General features: G+C 30.6%; 25 protein-coding genes. 18 read left to right on the top strand and 7 right to left on the bottom strand.

Translation table 11 applies throughout. From position 1 onward, the window contains the following. The 7 genes from DEFDS_RS04915 to DEFDS_RS04885 form a co-directional block, all read right to left on the bottom strand. Nucleotides 1-1,059, bottom strand: coding sequence for an ABC transporter permease (locus DEFDS_RS04915; protein ID WP_013007697.1), 1,059 nt, complete (start codon nucleotides 1,057-1,059; stop codon nucleotides 1-3). Next, nucleotides 1,049-2,563: an ABC transporter ATP-binding protein gene (locus DEFDS_RS04910; protein ID WP_013007696.1), complete on the bottom strand. Its 1,515-nt coding sequence runs from the start codon at nucleotides 2,561-2,563 to the stop codon at nucleotides 1,049-1,051. The genes DEFDS_RS04915 and DEFDS_RS04910 overlap by 11 nt, the downstream gene beginning before the upstream one ends. Before the next feature lie 146 nt (nucleotides 2,564-2,709). After that, nucleotides 2,710-3,768 carry a BMP family ABC transporter substrate-binding protein gene (locus DEFDS_RS04905; RefSeq protein ID WP_013007695.1) on the bottom strand — a complete coding sequence of 353 codons (1,059 nt, stop codon included), beginning with the start codon at nucleotides 3,766-3,768 and terminating at the stop codon, nucleotides 2,710-2,712. 118 nt (nucleotides 3,769-3,886) lie between these two features. After that, complete coding sequence (locus tag DEFDS_RS04900; protein WP_013007694.1) at nucleotides 3,887-5,326, bottom strand: M14/M99 family metallopeptidase; 1,440 nt, start codon at nucleotides 5,324-5,326, stop codon at nucleotides 3,887-3,889. Beyond that, nucleotides 5,323-6,564 carry a L,D-transpeptidase family protein gene (locus DEFDS_RS04895; RefSeq protein WP_013007693.1) on the bottom strand — a complete coding sequence of 414 codons (1,242 nt, stop codon included), beginning with the start codon at nucleotides 6,562-6,564 and terminating at the stop codon, nucleotides 5,323-5,325. Before DEFDS_RS04895 ends, DEFDS_RS04900 begins: the two co-directional genes overlap by 4 nt. Beyond that, on the bottom strand, nucleotides 6,561-7,844 hold the full coding sequence (locus tag DEFDS_RS04890; RefSeq protein ID WP_013007692.1) for a diguanylate cyclase: 1,284 nt from the start codon (nucleotides 7,842-7,844) through the stop codon (nucleotides 6,561-6,563). Before DEFDS_RS04890 ends, DEFDS_RS04895 begins: the two co-directional genes overlap by 4 nt. Continuing rightward, nucleotides 7,841-9,190 (bottom strand): RsmB/NOP family class I SAM-dependent RNA methyltransferase, encoded by a 1,350-nt coding sequence (locus DEFDS_RS04885; protein WP_084742518.1) that lies wholly within the window; start codon nucleotides 9,188-9,190, stop codon nucleotides 7,841-7,843. The genes DEFDS_RS04890 and DEFDS_RS04885 overlap by 4 nt, the downstream gene beginning before the upstream one ends. 106 nt (nucleotides 9,191-9,296) lie before the next feature. Here DEFDS_RS04885 and DEFDS_RS04880 point away from each other — a divergent pair, with 106 nt between their 5' ends. The 18 genes from DEFDS_RS04880 to DEFDS_RS04795 all read left to right on the top strand — a co-directional run bounded on the left by DEFDS_RS04880 (nucleotide 9,297) and on the right by DEFDS_RS04795 (nucleotide 24,314). Then, nucleotides 9,297-9,722 carry an FKBP-type peptidyl-prolyl cis-trans isomerase gene (locus tag DEFDS_RS04880; protein WP_013007690.1) on the top strand — a complete coding sequence of 142 codons (426 nt, stop codon included), beginning with the start codon at nucleotides 9,297-9,299 and terminating at the stop codon, nucleotides 9,720-9,722. 92 nt (nucleotides 9,723-9,814) lie between these two features. Further along, the gene (rfaD, locus tag DEFDS_RS04875; RefSeq protein WP_013007689.1) at nucleotides 9,815-10,777 is read left to right on the top strand and encodes an ADP-glyceromanno-heptose 6-epimerase; all 963 of its coding nucleotides are present in this window, start codon (nucleotides 9,815-9,817) and stop codon (nucleotides 10,775-10,777) included. A 175-nt stretch (nucleotides 10,778-10,952) separates the two neighbouring features. Then, on the top strand, nucleotides 10,953-11,348 hold the full coding sequence (gene speD, locus DEFDS_RS04870; RefSeq protein WP_013007688.1) for an adenosylmethionine decarboxylase: 396 nt from the start codon (nucleotides 10,953-10,955) through the stop codon (nucleotides 11,346-11,348). 10 nt (nucleotides 11,349-11,358) lie between these two features. After that, nucleotides 11,359-12,192: a polyamine aminopropyltransferase gene (speE, locus tag DEFDS_RS04865; RefSeq protein WP_013007687.1), complete on the top strand. Its 834-nt coding sequence runs from the start codon at nucleotides 11,359-11,361 to the stop codon at nucleotides 12,190-12,192. Then, nucleotides 12,189-13,019 (top strand): agmatinase, encoded by an 831-nt coding sequence (speB, locus tag DEFDS_RS04860; protein WP_013007686.1) that lies wholly within the window; start codon nucleotides 12,189-12,191, stop codon nucleotides 13,017-13,019. The genes speE and speB overlap by 4 nt, the downstream gene beginning before the upstream one ends. Nucleotides 13,020-13,085: 66 nt before the next feature. Next, entirely contained in the window at nucleotides 13,086-13,358 is a 273-nt protein-coding gene (locus tag DEFDS_RS04855) for an HU family DNA-binding protein (protein WP_013007685.1), read from the top strand. Between the two features lie 31 nt (nucleotides 13,359-13,389). Next, entirely contained in the window at nucleotides 13,390-13,950 is a 561-nt protein-coding gene (locus DEFDS_RS04850) for a helix-turn-helix domain-containing protein (protein WP_013007684.1), read from the top strand. An 83-nt stretch (nucleotides 13,951-14,033) separates the two neighbouring features. Continuing rightward, a complete protein-coding gene (locus tag DEFDS_RS04845; protein ID WP_013007683.1) occupies nucleotides 14,034-15,335 on the top strand; it encodes a phenylacetate--CoA ligase family protein in 1,302 nt (433 codons plus the stop codon). Between the two features lie 9 nt (nucleotides 15,336-15,344). Further along, complete coding sequence (locus DEFDS_RS04840; RefSeq protein WP_013007682.1) at nucleotides 15,345-15,776, top strand: ACT domain-containing protein; 432 nt, start codon at nucleotides 15,345-15,347, stop codon at nucleotides 15,774-15,776. Nucleotides 15,777-15,789: 13 nt separating this feature from the next. Beyond that, nucleotides 15,790-16,911, top strand: coding sequence for an ABC transporter substrate-binding protein (locus DEFDS_RS04835; protein ID WP_041223624.1), 1,122 nt, complete (start codon nucleotides 15,790-15,792; stop codon nucleotides 16,909-16,911). A gap of 26 nt (nucleotides 16,912-16,937) precedes the next feature. After that, nucleotides 16,938-17,801 (top strand): branched-chain amino acid ABC transporter permease, encoded by an 864-nt coding sequence (locus tag DEFDS_RS04830; protein WP_013007680.1) that lies wholly within the window; start codon nucleotides 16,938-16,940, stop codon nucleotides 17,799-17,801. Continuing rightward, complete coding sequence (locus DEFDS_RS04825) at nucleotides 17,798-18,733, top strand: branched-chain amino acid ABC transporter permease (protein ID WP_013007679.1); 936 nt, start codon at nucleotides 17,798-17,800, stop codon at nucleotides 18,731-18,733. Before DEFDS_RS04830 ends, DEFDS_RS04825 begins: the two co-directional genes overlap by 4 nt. Beyond that, complete coding sequence (locus tag DEFDS_RS04820) at nucleotides 18,720-19,475, top strand: ABC transporter ATP-binding protein (RefSeq protein WP_013007678.1); 756 nt, start codon at nucleotides 18,720-18,722, stop codon at nucleotides 19,473-19,475. The genes DEFDS_RS04825 and DEFDS_RS04820 overlap by 14 nt, the downstream gene beginning before the upstream one ends. After that, a complete protein-coding gene (locus DEFDS_RS04815; protein WP_013007677.1) occupies nucleotides 19,468-20,196 on the top strand; it encodes an ABC transporter ATP-binding protein in 729 nt (242 codons plus the stop codon). The genes DEFDS_RS04820 and DEFDS_RS04815 overlap by 8 nt, the downstream gene beginning before the upstream one ends. 3 nt (nucleotides 20,197-20,199) lie before the next feature. Then, on the top strand, nucleotides 20,200-21,501 hold the full coding sequence (locus DEFDS_RS04810) for a phenylacetate--CoA ligase family protein (protein WP_013007676.1): 1,302 nt from the start codon (nucleotides 20,200-20,202) through the stop codon (nucleotides 21,499-21,501). Next, entirely contained in the window at nucleotides 21,485-22,087 is a 603-nt protein-coding gene (locus DEFDS_RS04805; RefSeq protein ID WP_013007675.1) for an HD domain-containing protein, read from the top strand. The genes DEFDS_RS04810 and DEFDS_RS04805 overlap by 17 nt, the downstream gene beginning before the upstream one ends. Nucleotides 22,088-22,430: 343 nt before the next feature. Continuing rightward, nucleotides 22,431-23,312, top strand: a complete 882-nt coding sequence (locus tag DEFDS_RS04800) for a DMT family transporter (RefSeq protein WP_013007674.1) — start codon at nucleotides 22,431-22,433, stop codon at nucleotides 23,310-23,312. Nucleotides 23,313-23,354: 42 nt separating this feature from the next. Next, on the top strand, nucleotides 23,355-24,314 hold the full coding sequence (locus tag DEFDS_RS04795) for a response regulator (RefSeq protein ID WP_013007673.1): 960 nt from the start codon (nucleotides 23,355-23,357) through the stop codon (nucleotides 24,312-24,314).

The raw sequence follows: 24,314 nt of genomic DNA, 5'->3' as shown, positions 1-24,314 counted from the left end.
TTATTTTACCCCAAACTTTATCTTATAGTTAACAAAAAATTCTGACGAAATCACAAAAAACAGGATAAGCCCCTGAAAAGCGTTTACAAAAGCAATTGGTAACTGGTAGCTTATTTGTAAAGCATCGTTACCAACAAACAAAACACCCATTACAAAAGATACTAGTAAAACACCAAGAGCACTTCTTTTAGCAAGCCAAGCTACAATTATGGCAGTATAGCCATACCCTGGAGAAATCGAATGTTGTAATCTATAAGTCACTCCAGCAACTTCAGAAAATCCAGCTATCCCTGCTAAAGCTCCACTTATAAACATTACTAATATAACATTTTTCTCATAGTTGATACCAGCATACTTAGCCGCATTTGGATTATTACCTATTACTCTAATCTCATAACCCCAAACTGTTTTTTCTATCAAAATATAAAAAAGAAAAACTAAAACTATCGCTATAAAGAAACCTGTGTGTAATCTTGTATTAAAATAATAACTTAATCTTGCAACATCTGAAAACTGCTTTGTTAAAGGGAAATTGAATCCACCAGGATCTTTCCAAGGGCCATAAACAAGGTAGTCTACCCATAATATTGCAATATAATTCATTAACAAAGTAACAATTATTTCATTTACACTCCACTTAGCCTTTAAAAATCCAGCTATCAATCCCCACAATCCACTAAAAACAACAGCAGATAAAAACATCAATAATATCATCAAGAAATGATTGTTGATGTTGAAAAACAGAGCAATTAAGGATGCACCAAAAGCACCCATATATAGCTGCCCCTCAGCTCCGATGTTCCACAGCTCCATCCTAAAAGCCAGAGCAACACCTAAACCACATAATATTAATGGGGTTGTTTTTACAAGTGTTTCACTAAAACCGTAAAAAGAGCCCAAAGACTCCACAAACATATCTTTAAATACCAATATAGGATTTAAACCATTTAAAATGAGAAATATTCCTACAAAGGCAAAAGATAGTAATATAGCTATAAAAGGAGTTACAATTTGTAATAACTTACTGGCTTTATCCCTTTTTACTACTCTAATTTTCATTTTTATGCCCTGCCATTAACAAACCAATTTCTGTAATTGTTGTTTTACTTGGTTCTACAATCCCAATTATTTTACCTCTAAAAATAACACCGATTCTATCAGACAATCTAAGTAATTCATCCAAATCCTCAGATATTAAAATTGTAGTAACCCCTTTATCTCGTTCTTCTAAAATAACTTTATGAACATATTCAGCAGATCCAACATCAAGCCCTCTTGTAGGATACAAAGCTACCAGTATTTGAGGATGTTGTGATAACTCCCTTGCAATTATTACTTTTTGAATATTTCCACCAGATAGAAATCTAACCGACTGATCAAGTGAAGCAAGTCTAATATCAAAATCTTCCACCTTCTTTATAGCATTTTCCCTTATTTTCTTAAAATTCAAAAAAATACCTTTTCTAAACTGTTTATCTTTATAATTTTTAAGAACTAAATTCTCTTCAACACTCATATCAGGAGCAATTCCCATGGTTTTTCTATCTTCAGGGATATGAGCAATACCAGCGATATACTTACTTCTAGCTCCAGAATATGTCATATCTTGACCATTAATCAAGATTTGACCTCTTTCCACCTTTTTAAGACCTGTCAAAACTTCAGCCAACGCTTTCTGTCCATTACCGGCAACACCTGCAATACCAAAAACTTCCCCTTTATAAATATCCAAACTCAATCCATCTAAATCGCTTAACCCTTTTTCATTCCTAACATAAAGATCTTTTAAACTTAAAATAACTTTTTTCTCTTTTAAAAGCTTCCTTTCAAACGTAATCTCTTCATCTCTGTCAATCATTAAATTAGCAAGAATTTTTTCATCAAAATCGCCACGTTTTAAGGTTTTTACCACTTCCCCTTTTTTTAACACAGTAACCTTGTCAGAGATATCCATAACCTCTTTCATTTTATGTGAAATAAAAATAATTGATTTACCACTGTCTCTTAACCCTTTTAAAAACTCAAATAATTTCTGACTCTCTTGAGGTGTCAATACTGCTGTTGGCTCATCCAAAATAAACAATTCACAATCTCTAAGTAACAACTTTATAATTTCTATCCATTGCTGTTTACCAATCTCTAATTTCCAAACGGGGTCATTTAATGAAATGTTTAAGTCAAATTTTTCTATTATACCGTTTATCTTATCCAAAATATCTTGTTTTTTTAATAAAAATGGTGGCTTATCCACTGATAAAAATAGATTTTCATAAACGGTATGATTTCTTACGAGCATAAAATGCTGATGTACCATCCCTATACCTAACTTTAATGCGTCCATAGGAGAATTTATTTCAACCTGCTTACCTTTCCAAAGAATCTCTCCTGAATCAGGTTTATAAAGGCCTGTTATAATGTTCATTAAAGTACTTTTGCCTGCACCATTTTCTCCAAGGAGTGTATGTATCTCCCCTTTTTCAATATCAAATGTAACATTGTTATTGGCAATCACATTCCCAAAAGATTTTGTAATATTCTTTAGACTTAATAAAACCTCAGCCATCACTCTCTCACTTTAATTACAATAAATTTCTCAAAAAATGTATTTTTTGGGACAACATCTTTTATTTTATAAAAGATAATTTGTAAAGTTAAAAAAACAAAAGGCGGGTTACCCCGCCTTTTTAAAGATTATTTTAATTGGAAAAATTATTTAGGGATAACTCCGCTAACACCTTCAACAAAGAAATTCATCCCCAACAATTCCTTATCACTAAATATATCACCCTTTTTAAGAACCACTTTACCGTTTTGATCCTTTATTTCCCCTTCAAAAACTTTAAATTCTCCATTAATGATTTTCTGTTTTGTGTCTTCAACAAGTTTTCTAATATCAGCAGGAACTTTATTACTAATAGGAGCAAGCTTTACAGCACCCTTGTCCATCCCCCACCAAAGTTGCTCACTTTTCCAAGTTCCATCATGAACCTGTTTAGCAACATATTTATAAATCGCTCCCCAGTTCCAAACTGGTGCTGTTAAAAAACCGTTTGGAGCATATTTTCTCATATCAGAATTGTAACCGATCACATATTTACCACGAGCTTCAGCAGCCTGCAAAGTAGCTGGTGTATCCTGATGCATAGTTAAAACATCAGCTCCCACATCCAACAAGCTCTCAGCAGCATTTCTTTCAGTACCTGGATCGAGCCAAGTTTGAGTCCATACTACTTTTACAGTAGCTTTTGGATTAACTTTTCTAACCCCTAAAGTAAACGCATTTATACCTCTTATAACTTCTGGAATTGGATGAGCAGCAACATAACCAATAATATTGGATTTAGTCATTGAACCAGCTATCATACCTGATAAATATCTTGCCTGATACATTCTACCAAAATATGTACCCACATTCTTTGCAGTCTTATAACCTGAGCAATGCATAAATACCACATTTGGAAACCTTTTGGCCACTTCCAATGTGGGATCCATAAAACCGAAACTTGTGGTAAAAATGAGATTATGACCAGTTTGAGCAAGTTTCATAATTACTCTTAAAGCATCTGCTCCCTCAGGTACAGATTCCACATAAGTTGTTTTCTTAACATAAGGCAATTTTTCAAGCTCTTTCCTACCTAAATCATGAGCATAACTCCAACCACCATCACCAACAGGACCCACATAGATAAACCCAACCTTTAAATCTTTTGCATAAACACCAACAGACAAAAACATCAAGATAAAAATTGATAAGAAAAGCCTTCTCATAACTCCTCCAAATTTTTAAATGTTATATGGATATTGCACAAGATAAATTTTATTTTTGCTGTTGCAGATATTAATTTGTGCAACATCCTTAAATTTCAATCATGCAAATAATACCAGTTTATTTAACAATTTCAATATAAATTGTTCCAATTTTATCACCACTTTCATCTGTAGCTACAACTGGATAAACTTCTTTATCCTTATACAGTGAATACTTTTTCATAAAACTATGATCTATTCGTATTAGATACCCCCTATCATCACCTGTGTTTCTTTGTACCTCAGGTGGTACATACCCTTTGAAATTCACCTCGATATCTGACCCATCGTTACTTTCATAAAAAGATTTAATGATTTTTACTGAATCACCAACACGCACTGATACAACTTCACCATCTAAAAATGCTTTTTTCTTTCCATTAATTTCTAATAAAAAAACAACATTTCTATATTTTTCCTTATTAATGACTTTCAGAAAAATCTCCCCTATAATTTTATTATCCTTTCTAAAAACTACCTTAGTGTCTTTTCTAACTGTTATCGGTATCCCCATATCATTCAAGCCGTTTATTCCAAGGAAGTCACAAGACAGCCCTCTTTTGTAATTTGACTCAATATGTATTATTTCTACCTTAGAGTTTTTTGGTATTAACAACCTTTTATTATTTTCAACAATCTTAGGCACACCATTTATCTGTAATACAACATATTTAAACTCAGGTTTCGGCAAAAAAATCTGCGGTTGCTCAGGTATGATATCAAATAACTTCATAAAAGCATTCACCGCATAGTTGTGATGCAGCACCTTCATTTCAACAGTTGGCAAATTTTTTGAAGCTTCAATACCAAAAGCAGGGATACAGTATTTTTTTAAAGCAAAATAAGTAGCAGTTTTTCTCATATCTTTAAAAGGGGTCTTAGGGTCATCAGTATTAGTATTGAAATAGTGCATAAAATATTTTTCATCACCAATTTTATTATTTACCTCATCTAATACTTTCAAAGCCATATCTTTAAGATTTAATACCTTTCCACTGCTACATTTATAAACATCTGCATCGGTAATTATAGACTGGCCAAACCTTTTAGGGTTTCTCATATTATCAACATACTTTGGATAATGAAACCCCCATCCATCGTGTAGATGAAGAAAAACATCTGATTCTGACATCAGTTTTTTAATTATTGCAACTACCTTATCCATATCAGTTTCAATTTTATCTTTATGAAATATTCTATTCATATCTCCATCGATACCACGATTAAAAAGTATAATTGATTTAAAATTAGCCCTTGGAACAACAATTAAATTACCTTTTTCAAGCTTTAGGTCAGAGTATAGATCCGCTGATAAAAACCCACCTGGCTCATCCCCCTGAATACCACCAACAATCAACATGGTGTTGCCATCTTTTCTACCATATATTTTATAAACATGTAATTCATAATCCGAGCCTTTAAAATATACATTATGAACAGTTGAAGGACGTTTAATTTCTCCAGCCAAAATGTTTAATGCGCTAATTAAAATTAATAAAAATAAAGAAACAACTCTCATTTAAGCTTTCTCCACAATTCTTCTTTTATTTTAAAATCTCCAGGGCAACCAACAATTCTTAAAGTTTTTATACCAACATCACTATAATCATCTGCTTTATATTTTTGTATAAACCTAACCGTTATATTATTAGAATTTGTAAAACTTACTTCTACCTTCTCGATTTTTATGTCGATTTTGCCAATTTTATTAAAAAGCTTTGACTTATATTCTTTCCACCCTTCTTTGTTCATCCCCTTCGAATAGAAATTATCTGAATAAAAATTAATATATTCATCGATATTTTTTGAAATCCATGCAGTTTTCCATTTTTCAATAAAATCAATTACATAGTTTTTAAACATATTATAGTCGCTTTGGTCCTTATAGTTTTCATAAATTATTTGATAACTACCTGATTCATTAAAAAGATACAACTCTTTGACACCTTCACTAATAAGGTTTGTAGAACAGTAAAGCTGTCTAAATCTATAGTAAAGATATCTATCATCCTCTTTTAAAATTTTAAGTTTATCATAAAAGATTTTTCTATAAGGGTATAAATCCATCAATCTCTTTTTTAAACTTAAATAAGATTTAAGATTTTTGCCTGAATTATTTCTAAATTTTAAATGATAAAAACTTGCAAACTTCTCAAAATTATTGTTTTCCCATGAAACTATATAATCATCTAAATAGCTTAACAGCTCACTTTTTTTAGCAATATAATCAGTCTCACTCAATAAATTGATATGTTTTGAAATAACAACGTTTTTCCCAATGGGATTATATTTTGATAAACTCACTAAATCGCCATTATGCAGAGCCACACACCCCTGTGTGTATTTTTTCCCACTATCTTCTTTTAGTCCGTGTATCCAAATACCATAACCTGTTTTGCCAAAAATTTTATCCACTGGATTGGGATAATTGAGAGGATAAGCACCTTCACCATAAATTTCGGAAAGCTGATTTTTAGGAATAAAACTAACTACACGATATATACCTTCTGGTGTTTTTTTATCACCTTCGACTTGCTTATCACCCTCCATTTCACCAAGTAAGATATTGTTATACTGCCAAATTATTTCCGGCATATCATTTTTAACCTGCACCACAAAAAGTTTTTTTTGAGATTTATCCACCACAAAAACAGTGTCATCTGAAATACCTTTAGAAAAAATATTCTCAATTATGGCAGAAAAACTCAATCCCGCATAGAAAACTAAAATTATTAATAAAAAAATAACCTTTCTCATTGTTCTACCACCTTGTTTTTACCACTATTTTTTGCTTTATAAAGCCTGTTGTCCGCAATTTTTATGGTTTCTTCCAAATCATTTGCCTCAGTTCTTGATGAAACGCCAAGACTTACCGTTATATGTAACTTAAAATGAGTAAACTGTTTATCATTGATACTTTGCCTAATTTTTTCTGCAACTGCTTTTGCACCATTTTTCTCTGTTTCAGGTAACAAAATTATAAACTCTTCTCCTCCAAATCTTGCTAAAATATCAGATTTTCTAATATTTGACCTAACAGATTTCGAAATCTCTTTCAAAACAGTATCACCTATATCATGACCATATGTATCATTTATCATTTTAAAATCATCAATATCTAATATAATTATAGAATAATCTCTTTTGTACCTTATATATCTATTTTCTTCCTTTCTTGCCAACTCCCAAAAAAACCTTCTATTGTAAAGCTGTGTCAAATCATCAATTGTTGCTAAAACCGTAAGCATTTTATTTTTTGTTTCTAACATATCGATTAAGTATTTAATCCTTAAGTGCGATCTTATCCTTAAATAAAACTCCCCAACATCAAAAGGTTTTTTTAGGTAATCTGAAACCCCCAAAAGAAATAAACTGTATTTTATATCTGCTTCATCACTGACTGTTAGCATCATAATCGGTGTATGAGAATAAAAGCTATTAGATTTAATTTTTTGCACAAATTCTTCAGCATTTCCATCATCAAAATAATAGTCCAATATAATCAAATCAAGTTTTGGCATTTCGTTTTCGGTTAGCTTATAAGCTTCATCTAACGAATATGCACTATACACAGTTAACCCTGCATATTCCAATAAACCTTTTATGTAAAGATGTTGAATTTTACTATCTTCTATCAACAAAACATTATCACCACTATAATCCAATGTTTTCAGCAATCTATCAAGATTAACTATAAAATCTGTAAGTTTCTCTTTTGAATCTTTTTTACTAAAAAAACCCAGTATACCATAATGAGTCATTTCTTTTTTTACATCTTCATCTTCTGTATTAGAAATTATTATAATCTGTGTTTTACAATATTTAGGGTCACTTTTTAACTTTTTACAAAATTCTAAGCCATCTCCATCAGGTAAATTCAAATCTAAAGAAATCAAATCATAGGTTTTACTTTCGATTAAATCTTTTGCCTCCTTTAATGATTGAGCAATGTCTACCTCATACTTTAAAATACTGAGGTTATTTTTTAATACACCAGCAAAAAATTTGCTATCTTCAACAACAAGCACCTTTCTCATTTTAAACCTCTAAGAAAATATCTATCTATTTTATTTTTAATTCTACCATCAACAATTTTAAAGTACCCCAATGGTATATCTTTAAAAAATAATACCCCCTCTTTATTATCATAATCTTTTAATTTCAAATTTTCACCTTTTACAAATTTTTTAGCTTTTTCATAATCATCTATCACAAGCTTTTTTTTAATTAATTTATCCCCAAACTCCCAGCATGCTTGAGAAGAATATTCCACCATATTTTTAATTTTTTTCCCTAACTTTGTTCCAAATTTTTCGTATTTCAAACCAGAAATTTGATATTTAGGTGATAAATATAAATCATTTTTAATCTCATAAATTATAGAATCTTCTGCAGGTGTTCGCAATCCATATCCGCTATTCAATATTTTAACATTTCGATTTGAAATCCCCCCACCCTTTTTACGAAAACCTGCCACAAAAAAACCATCAAAACCAGGGTATCTGCCAGAATGTGGTAAAATTCTAACAACTTTTTTATCTATATTACTATTGCCTGATAACCCATAATCAAAATCACCTTTATTTAAATCGATTAATTCCACATCATATTCAGATAATAGATATTCAACAATCTGCTCATTTTCTTCTATAGAAAAAGTGCATGTTGAATATATCAATATCCCACCCTTCCTCAATGTAAAACAAGCTGACTCAATCAACTCTCTTTGAAGCTTTGCCAATCTCTCAACTAAAGTTTCACTCCAATTATTCAATACAGCATTATCATGAAATATTTTGTTTTCGTTGCTGCAAGGTGCATCAAGCAATACAGCATCAAAAACTTCACTTAAATATTTATGTAAAACTCTTCCATCATATGATACTGTTGCAACATTATAGGCAAAATTTTTCTCTATATTAAAATTGAGATCCTTTAATCTACTCTTTGATGGCTCATTAGCAACAATCAATCCTCTTCTATCTAAAAACTCACTTAAAGCTGTTGTTTTACCACCTGGAGCCGATGCCATATCCAATATCACAGGCTCATCAACATCTATATTTTCTATAAGGAACTTTACAGGTAACAGTGAAGACGGATTTTGTATATAAATACCACCAGTAAAAAAGGATATAGTGTCAGAAAGTCTAATATTCTTATCTGATTCTTTTAGTTTATATACGTTATCAAATAAATCACATCTACTAAAAGGTATATTTAAATATTCAAATTCACTCAAATAGTTAAAATTTCTTGCTAAATTTAATCTAAAAAATTTTTCTTTTGGTAATTTCAAAGATTGTAAAAAGTTATCAATATTACTACCAAATATTAAACGGTACTTTTCCACAAACGAGTGCATAGATACTCTTTTACACATTAAATAATATTTAATCAACAAAAACTATAGATTTTTTCATTTTTCTATTTATTTTATCTATTAATTGTGTTAAGTAACACTTGTAAAATTTTTAAAGGAGATATTTATGAAAGTAACGAACGATTCAAAAGTAACATTCATCTACACTGTTTCACTCGAGGACGGTACAGTTGTAGATGCAGTAACAAAGGAAGAACCATTAGTAGCAGAAATGGGACAAAATCAGTTATTACCAGTTCTTGAAGAACAAATGTTAGGTATGGAAGTGGGTGACAAAAAAGATGTAACACTTAAACCTGAAGATACTTTTGGCCCTTACAACGAAAGTTTAGTAGCTGAAATACCAAGAGAAGAAATTCAGCTTGATCCATCTATCAAAGAAGATATGTATATCGATCTTGAAGATGAACAAAATAATTTATATAGAGGTAAGGTTTTAGAGCTTAATGACGAATTTGTTAAAATCGATTTTAACCATCCTTTAGCAGGCCAAACTTTAACTTATTCTATCGAAATTATTGATATCAGCTAAATTATAAAAGAGGGAAATCCTTCCCTCTTTACTTTTCAATTTTTTCTCATTAAAAAACTATTAACAAATAAAGCTTTTAAGAGGTAAGGCATATGATAGTTTTAACTGGTGCTGCTGGATTCATAGGAAGTGTTTTATTAGGTTATTTTAATAACCAAGGGATTACTGATATCTTATGTGTGGACAGATTAGGTACCAAAACCAAATGGAAGAATCTTTTAGGGAAAAAGTTTATTGATTTCGTTGATAGAGATGCATTTCTGGAAAATCTAAACACTTACAAAAATATTGACTATATTATTCATATTGGTGCATGTACAGATACCACAGAATTCGATCTGGATTATCTCTTAAAAACAAATTATGAGTACAGCAAAATACTTTTTAAATTTGCCACAGAAAAACAAATCCCATTTATTTATGCAAGCAGTGCAGCAACATATGGTGCAGGTGAAAATGGTTATAATGATGATGAAAATTTAATAGAGTATCTTAGACCTTTAAACCCTTACGGATTCTCAAAACAATTATTCGACCTTTGGGTTTTAAAACAAAACGAAAAACCACCTTTTTGGGCAGGTTTTAAATTCTTTAATGTTTATGGTCCAAACGAATACCATAAAGGGAGAATGGCAAGTGTTATTTTTCATTCCTTCAACCAGTTAAAAGAAGCTGGCATAATTAAGCTTTTTAAATCCCACAAAGAAGGATATAATCATGGTGAACAGAAAAGAGATTTTATTTATGTCTTTGATGTGGCAAAAGTAATCTTCTTTTTCTACAAAAATAACACAAAATCTGGGATTTATAATTTAGGTACAGGACAAGCTAGAACCTTTAATGACCTAGCAAACAACGTAATTCAAAATTATGGAAAAGGAAAAATCCACTATATAGACATGCCAGAAGATATTAGAGACAAATACCAATATTTTACAGAAGCTAACATGGATAAATTAAAAAATGCTGGTTACAAAGATAGTTTTTATACTTTAGAAGAAGGAGTTTCTGACTACACAACAAATTTTTTAATGAAAAACTACAAAATTTTTTAAATTTAGAATTTTAATATAATTTTTTACACATCATATTATATATTTATATTATATATCAAGTACTTGTATTTTTATATTTTTTACATATTGACAACATTTTTTTTTTACTCTATAAGTTACTGCCCTATTTAAAGTACTAAATTTAGCTCCTATTTTTAGATTTTGGGAGGAATCTATGAAAGCTCTTGGAAAACATATACTTGTTGAATTTTACGGTTGCGATAAAGATGTCTTAAACAACTCAAAATTATTAGACAAAGAGATGCAATATGCAGCTGAAATCAGTGGTGCCACTATTATAAACAGTACTTTTCATACATTTAGCCCTTACGGTGTAAGTGGTGTAGTAGTAATCGCCGAATCACATCTCACTATACACACCTGGCCCGAATACGGTTATGCAGCTGTTGACTTATTCACCTGTGGCGATACTGTTGACCCCTGGATAGCTTTCGAACATTTAAAAAAGATACTAAAAGCCACACATACATCAACAATTGAAATGAAGAGAGGCCAGCTTAATGATATAAAGGGTGAGCTTAGACATAAGCCAGAAAATGCTATAATTTAGGAGAAATCTTATGAATTTATGGTTTACAGAATACTATGAAAACGATACAGCACTATCAATAAAAATAAAAAAAACACTTTATAGTGGTAAATCAAAATATCAAAAAATTGATGTATTGGAGTCTGAACAATTAGGTAAGATATTGTTACTAGATGATCTTATAATGCTTACCGAGGCACATGAATTTGCTTATCATGAAATGATTGCCCATGTCCCACTTTTTAGCCACCCAGAACCTAAAAGTGTTTTAATTATAGGTGGAGGTGATGGTGGTACTGCTAGAGAAGTTTTGAGACACGAAAATATTGAAAAGTGTGTGATGTGTGAAATTGATGATATGGTGGTAAAAGTCACTAAAGAATATATTCCATCTGTTGGATCACAATTTGATAACCCAAAACTTGAATTACTATTTAAAGATGGTGTTAAATTTATTGAAGAAAATACAAATAAGTTTGATATAATAATCATAGATTCCACAGATCCTGTTGGCTTTGCAGAAGGTCTATTTAAACAAAAGTTTTATCAATCTGTTTATGATTGTTTAAAAGAAGATGGGATAATGGTTGCTCAGGCAGAAAACCCTTATTACTATGCTGATATACAAAAAGATATGTTTAATAATTTAAAAGCTGTTTTCCCAATTGTATCAATGTATTTATCATTTATACCATTTTACCCAAGTGGTATGTGGGCTTTTGCATTTGCTTCTAAAAAATATAAACCTTTAGAAAAAGTTAAATACGATGATATAAAAAAAATGGAAAACGAGTTGAAATATTTTAACTCAGATATAATAAAATCTTGCTTTTCCTTGCCTAATTTTGCTAAAAAAGTATTATGAAACCCATATCAAATAGTTTAATTGGATGTGATAAAGAATTTCACGATTCTGAAATAATCATAACAGGTATACCTTATGACGGCACAAGTAGTTACAGACCTGGCTCTCGTTTTGCCCCGGACGAAATTCGAAAATCATCATACGGATTAGAAACCTACTCACCTTATCAAAACAAAGATTTAGAAGATAAAAAAGTATGTGATATTGGTGATTTAGAACTCCCTTTTGGAGAAAAAAAATTAATTTTGGATAGAATAGAAACGCATATTGATAATATTTTGAAATATAATAAAAAAATCTTATCAATAGGTGGCGAGCATTTAATCACTCTACCCATAATCAAAAGTTTTTTAAAAAAATACAAAAATCTTTATCTAATTCATTTTGATGCCCATGCTGATTTAAGAGATGAATATTTAGGAGAAAAACTTTCTCATGCCACTGTTATTAAAAATATTGCTGACATAATTGGATTTGAAAAAATATACCAATATGGTATCAGAAGCGGAACAAAAGAAGAGTTTGAGCTCATAAGAAGCAAAAATTTGCTTAATAGATCAGTAGATAAAATTAAACAGCTTATAAATGATAACCCTGTATATATTACTGTAGATTTGGATATACTGGACCCTTCTATCTTCCCTGGGACTGGTACACCAGAGCCAGGAGGATGGAGCTTTAACAACCTTATGAATAAATTAATGAAATTTAAAGATCTAAATATTGTAGGATGTGATGTAGTGGAGCTCTCTCCACATTATGATCATTCAATGGTTTCTACAATTACCGCCGCAAAAATTATAAGAGAAATATTAATTTTTATTTGAAATATGGTAAAATCTAATATATAAGGGTTTTGCAGCAGATAACAAATATATTATCAGGAGGTAGGTGTGAACAAAAAAGAATTGATTGAAAAGATTGCTTCAAAAGCTGGATTGAAAAAGAGTGAAGCAGAAAGGGCTTTAGCAGCTTTTGAAGAAGCAGTTATTGAAGCATTAAAAGCAGGGGACAAAGTAACATTAGTAGGATTTGGAACATTCTCTGTTAGTGAAAGAAAAGAAAGAAAAGGTAGAAACCCTCAAACAGGGGAAGAGATTATCATTCCTGCTACTAAAACTCCAAAATTTTCAGCAGGTAAACTTTTAAAAGATTCTGTTAAATAAGCGGCTTCAATCTGAAGCCGTTTTTTCAATTATGAAGAATAAGAATAATATCCTCGGTGAAAAATTACGTAATTTACGTAAATCTCAAGGTTATAGCCTTAACCAACTAGCTAAAGCTGTTGGTAAAACTAAAAGTTATATTTCAATGATAGAAAATGGTAAAGCTGTGCCATCAATGGCAACACTAAAATCTATAACCAATTTTTTCAATGTTACAATCTCTGACTTACTTGAAGAAAACGAAAAAGATATACACCTAAATAAAGAAAGCTTCATTTTTGAAAAAGATGCTGAACTTATATATTCAAAAAAAGATTTTTATAACTTGTATCTACTAATAAAAAATCCCCTTTTAAAGATGAAAACTTACCTTGTTGAAATCCCACCATACGGAGGTTATCATCAAGAAATAAAACATGAGGGTGAAGAGTTTGGTTATGTATTAGATGGGGAAATAGAATTAACCTTAGATAAAGAATCTCATATTATTAAAGCTGGCAACTATTTCTATTTTTATTCCCACAAAAATCACAAAGTAAAAAATTTTTCCAATAAACCTGCAAAAGTTTTATGGATTTATCTTCCAAAATAATAAACAAAGTTAAATAATATTTGACTTCAAAAACTGTTTTTGTTATTATTTAACCGGTTAAATAAATCGGGAAGAGGTTTAAAATGATCTGGAACGAAGAGTATGAAACCCTACCTCGTGAAGCTTTGGAAGCATTACAATTAAAAAGGTTACAGCATTTAGTTGAAAGGGTTTATGCTACTGTACCTTTTTATAAAAAGAAATTTGATGAAGCTGGTGTAAAACCTGAGGATATTAAGTCATTATCAGATTTAAGAAAACTCCCATTTACTACCAAACAGGACTTAAGGGATAATTACCCTTTCGGGTTATTTGCTGTTCCTAAAGAACAAGTAGTAAGAATTCACGCTTCAAGTGGTACCACTGGTAAACCTACAGTTGTTGGCTACACTAAAAGAGATATAAAAACATGGGCTGAACTTATGGCAAGAACATTTCAGGCAGCAGGTGTAGGTAAAGGCGATGTATTACAAAATGCTTATGGATATGGACTTTTTACTGGTGGTTTAGGAGCACATTATGGTGCGGAATTAATTGGGGCTTCTGTAATACCTATATCTGGTGGTAATTCAAAAAAACAGATTATGATTATGCAAGATTTTGGTACAACAGCTATTTCTTGTACTCCATCTTACGCTTTAAATCTTTATGAAGTAGCACAAGAAATGGGTGTAGACCTTAAAAAATTGCCTGTAAAAGTAGGTGTTTTTGGTGCTGAACCTTGGACAAATGAAATGAGAAAAGAGATAGAGGAAAAATGGGGTATTGATGCAATAGATATTTATGGGTTAAGTGAGGTGATTGGTCCTGGAGTTGCCTTTGAATGCTTAGAGGCAAAAAATGGTATGCATATAAATGAAGACCATTTTATTGTAGAAATCATAGATCCAGAAACTGGTGAACCACTCCCATATGGTGAAAAAGGTGAGATTGTTTTTACAACTATCACAAAAGAGGCTATACCATTAATAAGATATAGAACAAGAGATATTACAAGACTTATTAAGGAACCATGCAAATGTGGTAGGACCTTTGTAAGGATGGAAAAAGTAATGGGTAGAAGCGATGACATGCTTATAATAAGGGGAGTAAATGTATTCCCATCTCAAATAGAATCTATACTTATGGAAACAAAAGGGATTTTACCTCATTATCTTATCGTTGTAGATAGGGAAAATAATCTAGACACTATGGAAGTTTTAGTCGAAGTAAGTGAAGAGTTCTTCTCAGATGAAATTAAAAAATTGCAGGCATTAGAAAAATCTATTGAAAAAAATATTAAAGAAATAATAGGTATAACTGCAAAAGTAAGGTTAGTTGAGCCTAAGACAATAGAAAGAAGTCAAGGGAAAGCAAAAAGAGTTATAGATAAAAGATCCTTGTAGGAGGAAAAAATGAAAATTACTCAAATTTCAATTTTTATAGAAAACCAATCGGGGAGACTCTGGGAAGTTTGTAATATTTTAGGGGAAAATGGTATAAACATCAGGGCATTATCTTTAGCTGACACTTCAGATTTTGGGATATTAAGATTAATCGTTAATGACCCTGAAAAAGCTTATAACATATTAAAAGAAAACGAATTTACTGTGGGAAAAACTGACGTAATCGCAGTAGAAGTACCTGATAAACCAGGAGGTTTAGCTCAAATATTAAAAATTCTCAGAGATAATAATATAAACGTTGAATATATGTATGCTTTTGTAGAAAGAAGTGGTGAAGAAGCTATAATGATTTTCAGATTTGATGAAACTGAAAAAGCTATTGAAGCTCTAAACAATAACGGAATAAAAACATTAAAAGGTGAAGAAATTTATAAATTATAATCAGAGGTGTATGATGAAAAAGTTTTTAATATTTTTAGCTGTAATGTTGTTTCCAGTATTTTTGTTTGCTGATATAAAAATTGGAGCACTCTTTTCTACAAGTGGACCTGCTTCATTCTTAGGGTTACCAGAAAAAAATACTTTAGAAATGGAAGTTGAAAAAATAAATAAATCTGGTGGTATAAATGGTGAAAAAATTAAACTTTATTTTTATGATACAAAAGGTAACGATGCTGAAGCAAGAAAGAAATTTATAAGACTCGTAAAAAAAGATAGAGTAATAGCAGTAATAGGGCCAACTAGAAGTGGTTCTACACTGGCAATAAAAGATTTAGCGAAAAAGTTCCATATACCTGTTATTAGTTGTGCGTCAAGCGACAGAATAATAAATCCATTATATAAAGAAGTCTTTAAAGTAGCACCATCTGATAGACACGCTGTTGAAAAGATTTATGAATATCTTTTAAAAAATAACAAAAAAAATGTTGCAATAATTACTGCACAAAGTGGTTTTGGCTACTCAGGTAGAGATGCTCTGTTGAAAATTGCAGAAAAGATGGGAATTAATATAGTAGCTGATGAAAAATTTAAAGATACTGATAAAGATATGAAAAGCCAACTTAGCAAAATTGCTGAAAAAAATCCCGATGCTGTTATATGCTGGGGTGTTGGACCTGCACCTGCAATTGTTGCCAAAAATTTTAAAGAGCTTGGATTAAAAGCTCAACTAATAATGAGTCATGGAGTTGCTTCAAAGAAATTTATACAGTTAGCAGGGGAAGCTGCAAATGGAATTATTTTACCTGCAGGAAGACTGATTGTAGCTGAACAACTTGGAGATAGTGACCCTTTCAAAAATCTACTTCTCAATTATAAAAAAGAGTATGAGTCAAGATTTAAGTCATCAGTTTCTACATTTGGTGGTCACGCATATGATGCTATACATATATTAACCCTTGCAATAAAAAACAAAAATTACAAAAGTTCTGACATTATAAAAGGGATTGAATCAATTAAGAATTACTTAGGTACTTATGGAAAATTTAGTTTTTCAGACAGTGATCATAACGGTTTAACAAAAGATGCTTTTGTAATGGTTAAAATTGTTAACGGAAATTGGAAATTAATTAAATAAAAATACAATTATTTTGGAATTAATTTATGCAGTTTTTATACTCAGGTTTAACTACAGGTAGTATTTATGTGCTTGTAGCAATAGGTTTTAATATTATTTATAACACAACAGGTATAGTAAATTTTGCACAAGGAGAATTTGTAATGATAGGCGGTATGTTGATATATACCGCCTTATCTCTTTTAGAAATTCCAACAGGTATATCCTTCCTTTTAACAATTGTTGGTTCATACGTTTTAGGAATATTAACTGAGAGAATATTCCTTAATAACGTCAAACTAAAAACAGAAATCAACTTAATTACTATTACATTAGCGGTAGCAATTATCTTAAGAGGCTCTGCAATGATTATCTGGGGGAGAGATTCATTAAAAGTAGCTCCTTACATAAACGAAAGTGTTTTTAAAATGCCAGGTGGAGTAATTACCACAAGTAGTTTGTTGGTAATTCTTGTATCCATTATTATAGCAGTAATTCTCTCATTATTTTTTAAATTTTCAAAATATGGCAAAGCCTTCAGAGCTTGCCACAATGATCCTTATGCCGCATTAAATTGTGGAATAAGTGTAAACAAAATCAAAATGCTTTCGTTTGCAATAGCAGGCTCATTAGGAGGAATTGCAGGTATTCTAATTACTCCTATCACTTTTGTTACTTATAATGATGGTATAATGACTGGATTAAAAGGTTTTTCAGCTGCGGTTTTGGGTGGACTTGGAAGTTTTACTGGCGCTATAACTGGTGGATATCTTTTAGCCATATTAGAAGGTTTTTTTGCTACCATTTTACCTTCTGGTTATAAAGATGCTTTTGCGTTCATTATTCTTTTAATAATTTTATTTGTACTTCCAAACGGTTTATTTGGTAAAAAAAGGGCAGATAGAATATGAATAGTTTAAACAAAAATTTTTTTATAATAAATTTCATATTAATAATTTTAATAGGCCTTTTCTTAAAAAATGAGTATTACCTTAGTTTAATTTCATACATTTTAATCAATGCCATGTTAGCTTCTGGTTTAAATATTTTACTTGGTTATGCAGGGATAATATCTCTATGTCAGGCATCATTTTTCGGAATTGGAGCTTATTTATCAGGTATTTTAACAGTGCATTATTCTTACTCACCAATAGCAACAGTTTTCATTGGTGCTATAATTACTTTTATTGTTGCTATTCTGATTGCCTACCCCACCCTCAAATTACACGGACACTATCTTGCAATGGCTACACTTGGTTTTGGTATGATAATCTACATTTTTGCCAATGAATTAGATATCTTTACGGGAGGGCCTTCGGGACTCGTTGGTATACCATATTTTTCCCTATTTGGTTTTGAATTTGATACAGAATTAAAAAATTATGCTTTATTCGCTTTTCTTTATCTGATTACAGTTGTTCTTCTAGAGTTATTTGATAAATCTTTTCTCAGCTACGATTTTAGATTTATAAGAGAATCAGAACACGCATCAAGCGCATTTGGAATAGATTTTCATAAAGAAAAAGTTATCCTTTTTGCTGTTATAGCTTCCTTTTCATCCATAATTGGATCATTCTACTCTTTTTATAGCCAGTTTATAAGCCCCACATCTATAGGGATTAACTATTCAATTGAAATTTTGGCAATGGTTATAATTGGTGGTTTGGGAAGTACTTACGGTGGTATTATAGGTGCAATAATAATCTCGCTTATACCAGAACTTTTTGCATCTTTTGAGGATTATGAAATTTTAATTTATGGTGGTATATTAGCATTTTGTATCATATTTTTCCCATATGGAATAAACGGAATATTCAAGAGGTTAAAAGTTGCTAAAAACTGAAAACATTTCAATTAATTTTGGTGGATTAAAAGCACTGGATAACGTTTCTATTTCAATAAAAAATGAAAGCATAACAGCTCTTATTGGACCAAACGGAGCTGGTAAAACAACACTTTTTAATATAATAACCGGCTTTTTAAAACCAACTAGTGGTAAGATTATTTTTGAAAATCAAAATATTACCAATTTTTCACCAAATAAAATATTTAAATTAGGTATTGTCAGAACTTTTCAAAATCTAAAAATAATAAAAGAAGTAACTGTTAAAGAAAATCTTATTTTAGGATTGTTGAAAAAAGAATTAAAGTACAATTACTTGAAGAATTTTTTGAGATTGGACAAAGATTATAGAAAATTTATCGATGAAAAACTGGATGAAGCTTTAGAATTTTTTGATATTGCTGACTGGAAAAATAAAACTCCTGAGGAATCACCTTATGGAGTTTTAAAACTTCTTGAGTTAGCAAGAGGATATCTCGCAAAACCAAAACTACTTCTTTTAGATGAACCAGCAGCAGGTTTAAACAATTTTGAAAAGGAAAAAATGGTTGAAATAATTAAAAGATTAAATGAAGAAGGTGTCACCATCTTAATGGTTGAACATGATATGAACTTTATATCAAGTTTAGCTACTCATGTATACTGTTTAAATTTTGGTAAAATAATTGCAGAAGGTGACTTTAAAAGTGTAAGGAACAACCCTGAAGTTTTAAAAGCTTATCTTGGTGAAGAAGATGCTTAAGACCGTGTCCCTTTCAGCGTATTATGGGAAAATAAGAGCTTTAACAAACGTTTCACTTCATGTTAAAAAAGGTGAATTTGTATCCTTGATTGGATCAAACGGTGCAGGCAAAACAACTTTACTCAATTCAATAATGGGGCATATTTCTAATAAAACGGGGAAAATTTACTTTGACGAAAAAGAGATAACTAACTTCAATACAGAAAAAATTGTATCTTTAGGTATAGGCTACGTACCAGAAGGTAGAAGAATTTTCACAGATATGACTGTAGAAGAAAATTTAGAAATGGGAGCTTTTTTAATAAAAAATAAAAGCAAAATAAAAGAGAACATCAAGCAAATATATGAAATCTTTCCTGTGCTTAAAGAAAGAAAAAAACAGATAGCAGGAATGCTCTCAGGCGGAGAGCAGCAGATGCTAGCTATTGGTAGAGCATTAATGCTTTCCCCAAATATATTACTAATGGACGAACCCTCAATGGGGTTAGCTCCAAAAATAATTACAGATCTTTACAACAAGCTAAAGGTTTTAAAAAAATCGGGGATAACAATTTTCTTGGTTGAGCAAAATGCTAAAATAGCATTGAAATATTCTGATAGAAGTTATGTCTTAGAAAATGGATCTATAATCCTGCAAGGTAAAAGCAGCGAATTATTAAATGACAATGAACTTTTAAGAGCATATTTAGGTAAAGAATATAAAGATAAATGGGAGAGGTAAAGTATGAAAATGTGGCAAATGTCTGATGAAACAATGTCTGTATCAGAAATAAAACAGTTGCAGTTGGAAAGGCTGCAATCTACTTTAAATAGAGTTTACAATAATGTGGAATTTTATCATAATCTTTTTAATAAATTGAATATTACACCAGAGAAAATAAAATCATTAGATGACATTAAACATTTACCTTTTACCACAAAGCAGGATTTAAGGGATAATTATCCATATGGCATGTTTGCTGTTCCGTTAAAAGATATAGTTCGCATACACTCATCAAGTGGTACAACAGGAAAACCAACAGTCGTAGGTTATACAAAAAGGGATTTGGAGCTTTGGAAAAACTTAGTTGCTAGGATTATGGTTGCTGGTGGTGTTACAAAAGATGATATCGTACATATTGCTTTTACTTATGGATTATTTACTGGTGGATTTGGGCTCCACTACGGTGCTGAACATATAGGTGCCAGTGTTATTCCAGTCTCAAGTGGCAATACAAGAAGACAAATCATGATTATGCAGGATTATCGAAGTAGTGTTTTAATATGTACACCTTCTTATGCATTACATATTGCAGAAACATTAGAATCAATGGGGCTTACCAAAGATGATATACATCTCAAATATGGACTTTTTGGTAGCGAACCTTGGGGTGAAAAAATAAGAAGTGAAATTGAAAATAGACTTGGCATAATTGCAACAGACAATTATGGTCTCAGCGAAATTATAGGACCAGGAGTTGCTGGAGAATGTCTTTATAAAAACGGATTGCATATTAATGAGGACCATTTTTACGTAGAAGTAATTGATCCAGAAACTGGTGAAGTATTACCAGAAGGGGAAAAGGGGGAACTGGTTATTACCACATTATCAAAAGAAGCTATGCCGTTGATTAGATATAGAACCAGGGATATAACAAGGATTTACAGAGATAATTGTAAATGTGGTAGAACTTTGATAAAGATGGAGAAACCTTCTGGTAGAACCGATGACATGATTATAGTAAATGGTGTAAATGTATTCCCTTCTCAAGTTGAAGAAGCTTTAAAAGAGATAGAAGACACCACACCACACTTTATGATTTATGTTAGAAAAAAAGGCGCTTTGGATATGATGGAGATACACTTAGAAGTTTCAGAAAATCTATTTTTTGATGAAATGAAAAGGCAAAAAGAGGTTTTGGATAAAATTACCGAAAAATTGTTTAACTATTTAGGAATAAAACCAAAAGTGAAGCTTGTTGAACCAAAATCATTAGAACGTTTTGAAGGGAAAGCTAAAAGGGTAATTGATGAAAGACAACAATGAAAAATCATCAACTTATCTAAGTATAGTTGATTTCTTTTATGAAGTAGGAATTTTACAACAGATTCAGCGGAGCGGAATACCTTTTTTAGGAAGTGGTAAACAATCCATAGCTGAACATATTTTTAGAACTGTTGTTATAGGTTATCAATTATCAAAATTAGCAAATGCTGACACCACAAAAGTATTATTAATGTGTTTATTCCATGATTTAGAAGAAACAAGAACTGGAGATCTAAATTATCTACAACAAAAATATGTTAAACCTAAGGAAAAAAAAGCTTTATCTGACATTTTGCAAAATTTACCATCAAAGGATGAAATAATGGCTATCATAAGTGAATACGAAAGACAGGAAACCTTAGAATCAAAATTAGCAAAAGACTCTGATACATTAGAACTTATACTCTTTTTAAAAGAAAACCTGGATAAAGGGAATGAGCAAGCTAATTTTTGGATTCAAAATGCACAAAAGAGGTTAAAAACAGAAATTGGCAAAAATCTTTTCAAACAGATAATGAAAAGAAAGTATTATCATTGGTGGCAGGAAATCAATAACGATTGGGTAAATGGTAATAAAACTTGGTAAAGAAATTAACCTAAATTATTTATTGAAATTATTAATTTACAACATGAGGCTGTTGCACTATGGGTCAATTTTTTGAGGTTATTGCGCAGAAATAGATGCTAAATATACTAGATTGCTTCCCCCGCCATTGAGCCTCACATATTTAAAATTATATATGCAAGTACTATACACATAAAAAGTTTTAAGCTTAAAATTTACTACTAAATGGCGGGGTCGCAATGACCCAAAAATGCCGTCATTGCGAGCGTAGCGAAGCAATCTCTTACTGAACAATATTCACAAGTGGCTAAAATTCTTATAACTTTTTGTTGATTAAAAAAATAAAGTATATTATTAATCAGTAATGGATAACAAAGAATTAAAAGGTTCACTATTTATTATACTTGCTGCATTTCTGTGGGGAACAACAGGTACTACTCAAGGTTTGGCTCCATCTGAGGCAAACTCTGCAGTTTTAGGTACCTTGAGAATTTTAATTGGTGGTTTGGCTCTTTTTTTTATTGCTTATATAAAAAATAAAAAACTGAATCTATCAAATATACCGTTAATGTTAACATTTTTAGGCATGGCAAGTGTAGCACTTTACCAGCTCAGCTTTTTTTATGGTGTTAAACTTGCTGGCGTTGCTGTGGGTACAGTAGTTGGGATAGGGAGCTCTCCCATTTCTGCAGGATTGTTATCTATAATTTTTTTAAAGGAAAAAATACCTGCAAAATGGTATTTTAGTACTTTTATTTCATTATTAGGATTAATCTTTATCGGTTTAGGAGGAAGTAATTCTAATTATGACTTTAACATTTTAGGTATCTTTTTAGCTATTTTAGCAGGTTTTTCCTATGCATTGTACACACTGGTAAGCAAAATATTACTTAAATCTCTTGATAACGATACCGTCATGGCTTTACTATTTCTTGGTGGAGCTATCCTTTTATCCCCTATTCTCTTTTTCAATGATCTTTCATGGGTCTTTACTACAAAAGGGATTTTGGTAACGCTACACTTGGGATTATTCACTACAACAATATCTTATATATTTTTCATTAGAGGATTAAACTATATTAATGTTTCTAAAACAGCCACTTTATCTCTTACCGAACCATTAACCGCAACATTTTTAGGAATAACTGTTTTACACGAAAAACCAAACATATATTCTATCATCGGTATAATTTTGATATTTTTAGGTATTCTAATTTTAACCTACAATAAAAATAAAAAATCTTAAGGTTTGCTTTACACTCTTTTAAATATGTGTTATCATTAGGTTATGAAGATTTTATATATAGAGGATAATGTAAACAACCTTGTTTTAGTTAAAAAAATCTTAGAGCCTTTTTTCTCAGAATTTTTGATAGCAGAAAATGGTGAAGAAGGTTTAAATATTTTATTAAACGAAAATCCTGATGTTGCACTTATCGATTTAAATCTTCCAGATTTATCTGGTTTTGAAATTTTAAAACGTTATAAAAGTAGTAATTTAGAATCAACAACCGTATTTATTGCAATATCCGGCTACACTGATAAACACACTATAAAGGATGTTTTTAAAGCTGGTTTCGATGGGTTTGTAGAAAAACCTGTAGATGTTGAAAAACTTTATGAATATTTAATAAATATCCATAAAACTAAAAATAGCGAAAAAAAAGAAATTTCATCTACCCAAAAAATATCACAAAAAATCAATACTGTGGAATTATGGGATGAAATAATTGAAACAATCTCTCACGAGTTAAAAACTCCAATAACTTCTTTAATGATAGATATTTCCAATAATAAAATTGATAAGAATAAGATTATGTCTTTTTTAAACAATTACATTAAAGAGATTGAAGAACTAACAAGTTTTTTAAAAAATCAGTATCAAATTATAAATGGTAAAAGAAATTTCTTTTTTATTGATGAGTTAATTTCGTATCTTGAACAAAAATACAATATAAATATTACCCATATCAACAGTAAGAAGAAAATATTCCATAATTACGAGTTAATTAAATATCTATTTGACATTATAGTTAAAAACATATTATCATTAACTAATAAAAAATACAGCATAACTATTAGTACTGATGAAAAGAATGTAAATATTATTTTTGAAGATTGCTTGGATAATAAAAAGTTAGCTATGATAGATAAAAACAATTATTTGATGAAAATTATAGAAAAACTAAATGCTAAGATATTTACTGACCAAAACAATTTATTTTTAATCTTACCAATATGGGGTTGA

Source organism: Deferribacter desulfuricans SSM1 (genome assembly GCF_000010985.1).
Lineage (GTDB): Bacteria > Chrysiogenota > Deferribacteres > Deferribacterales > Deferribacteraceae > Deferribacter > Deferribacter desulfuricans.
Note: the sequence above shows the minus strand (reverse complement) of the source record. Positions and strands in the feature narration are given on the sequence as shown.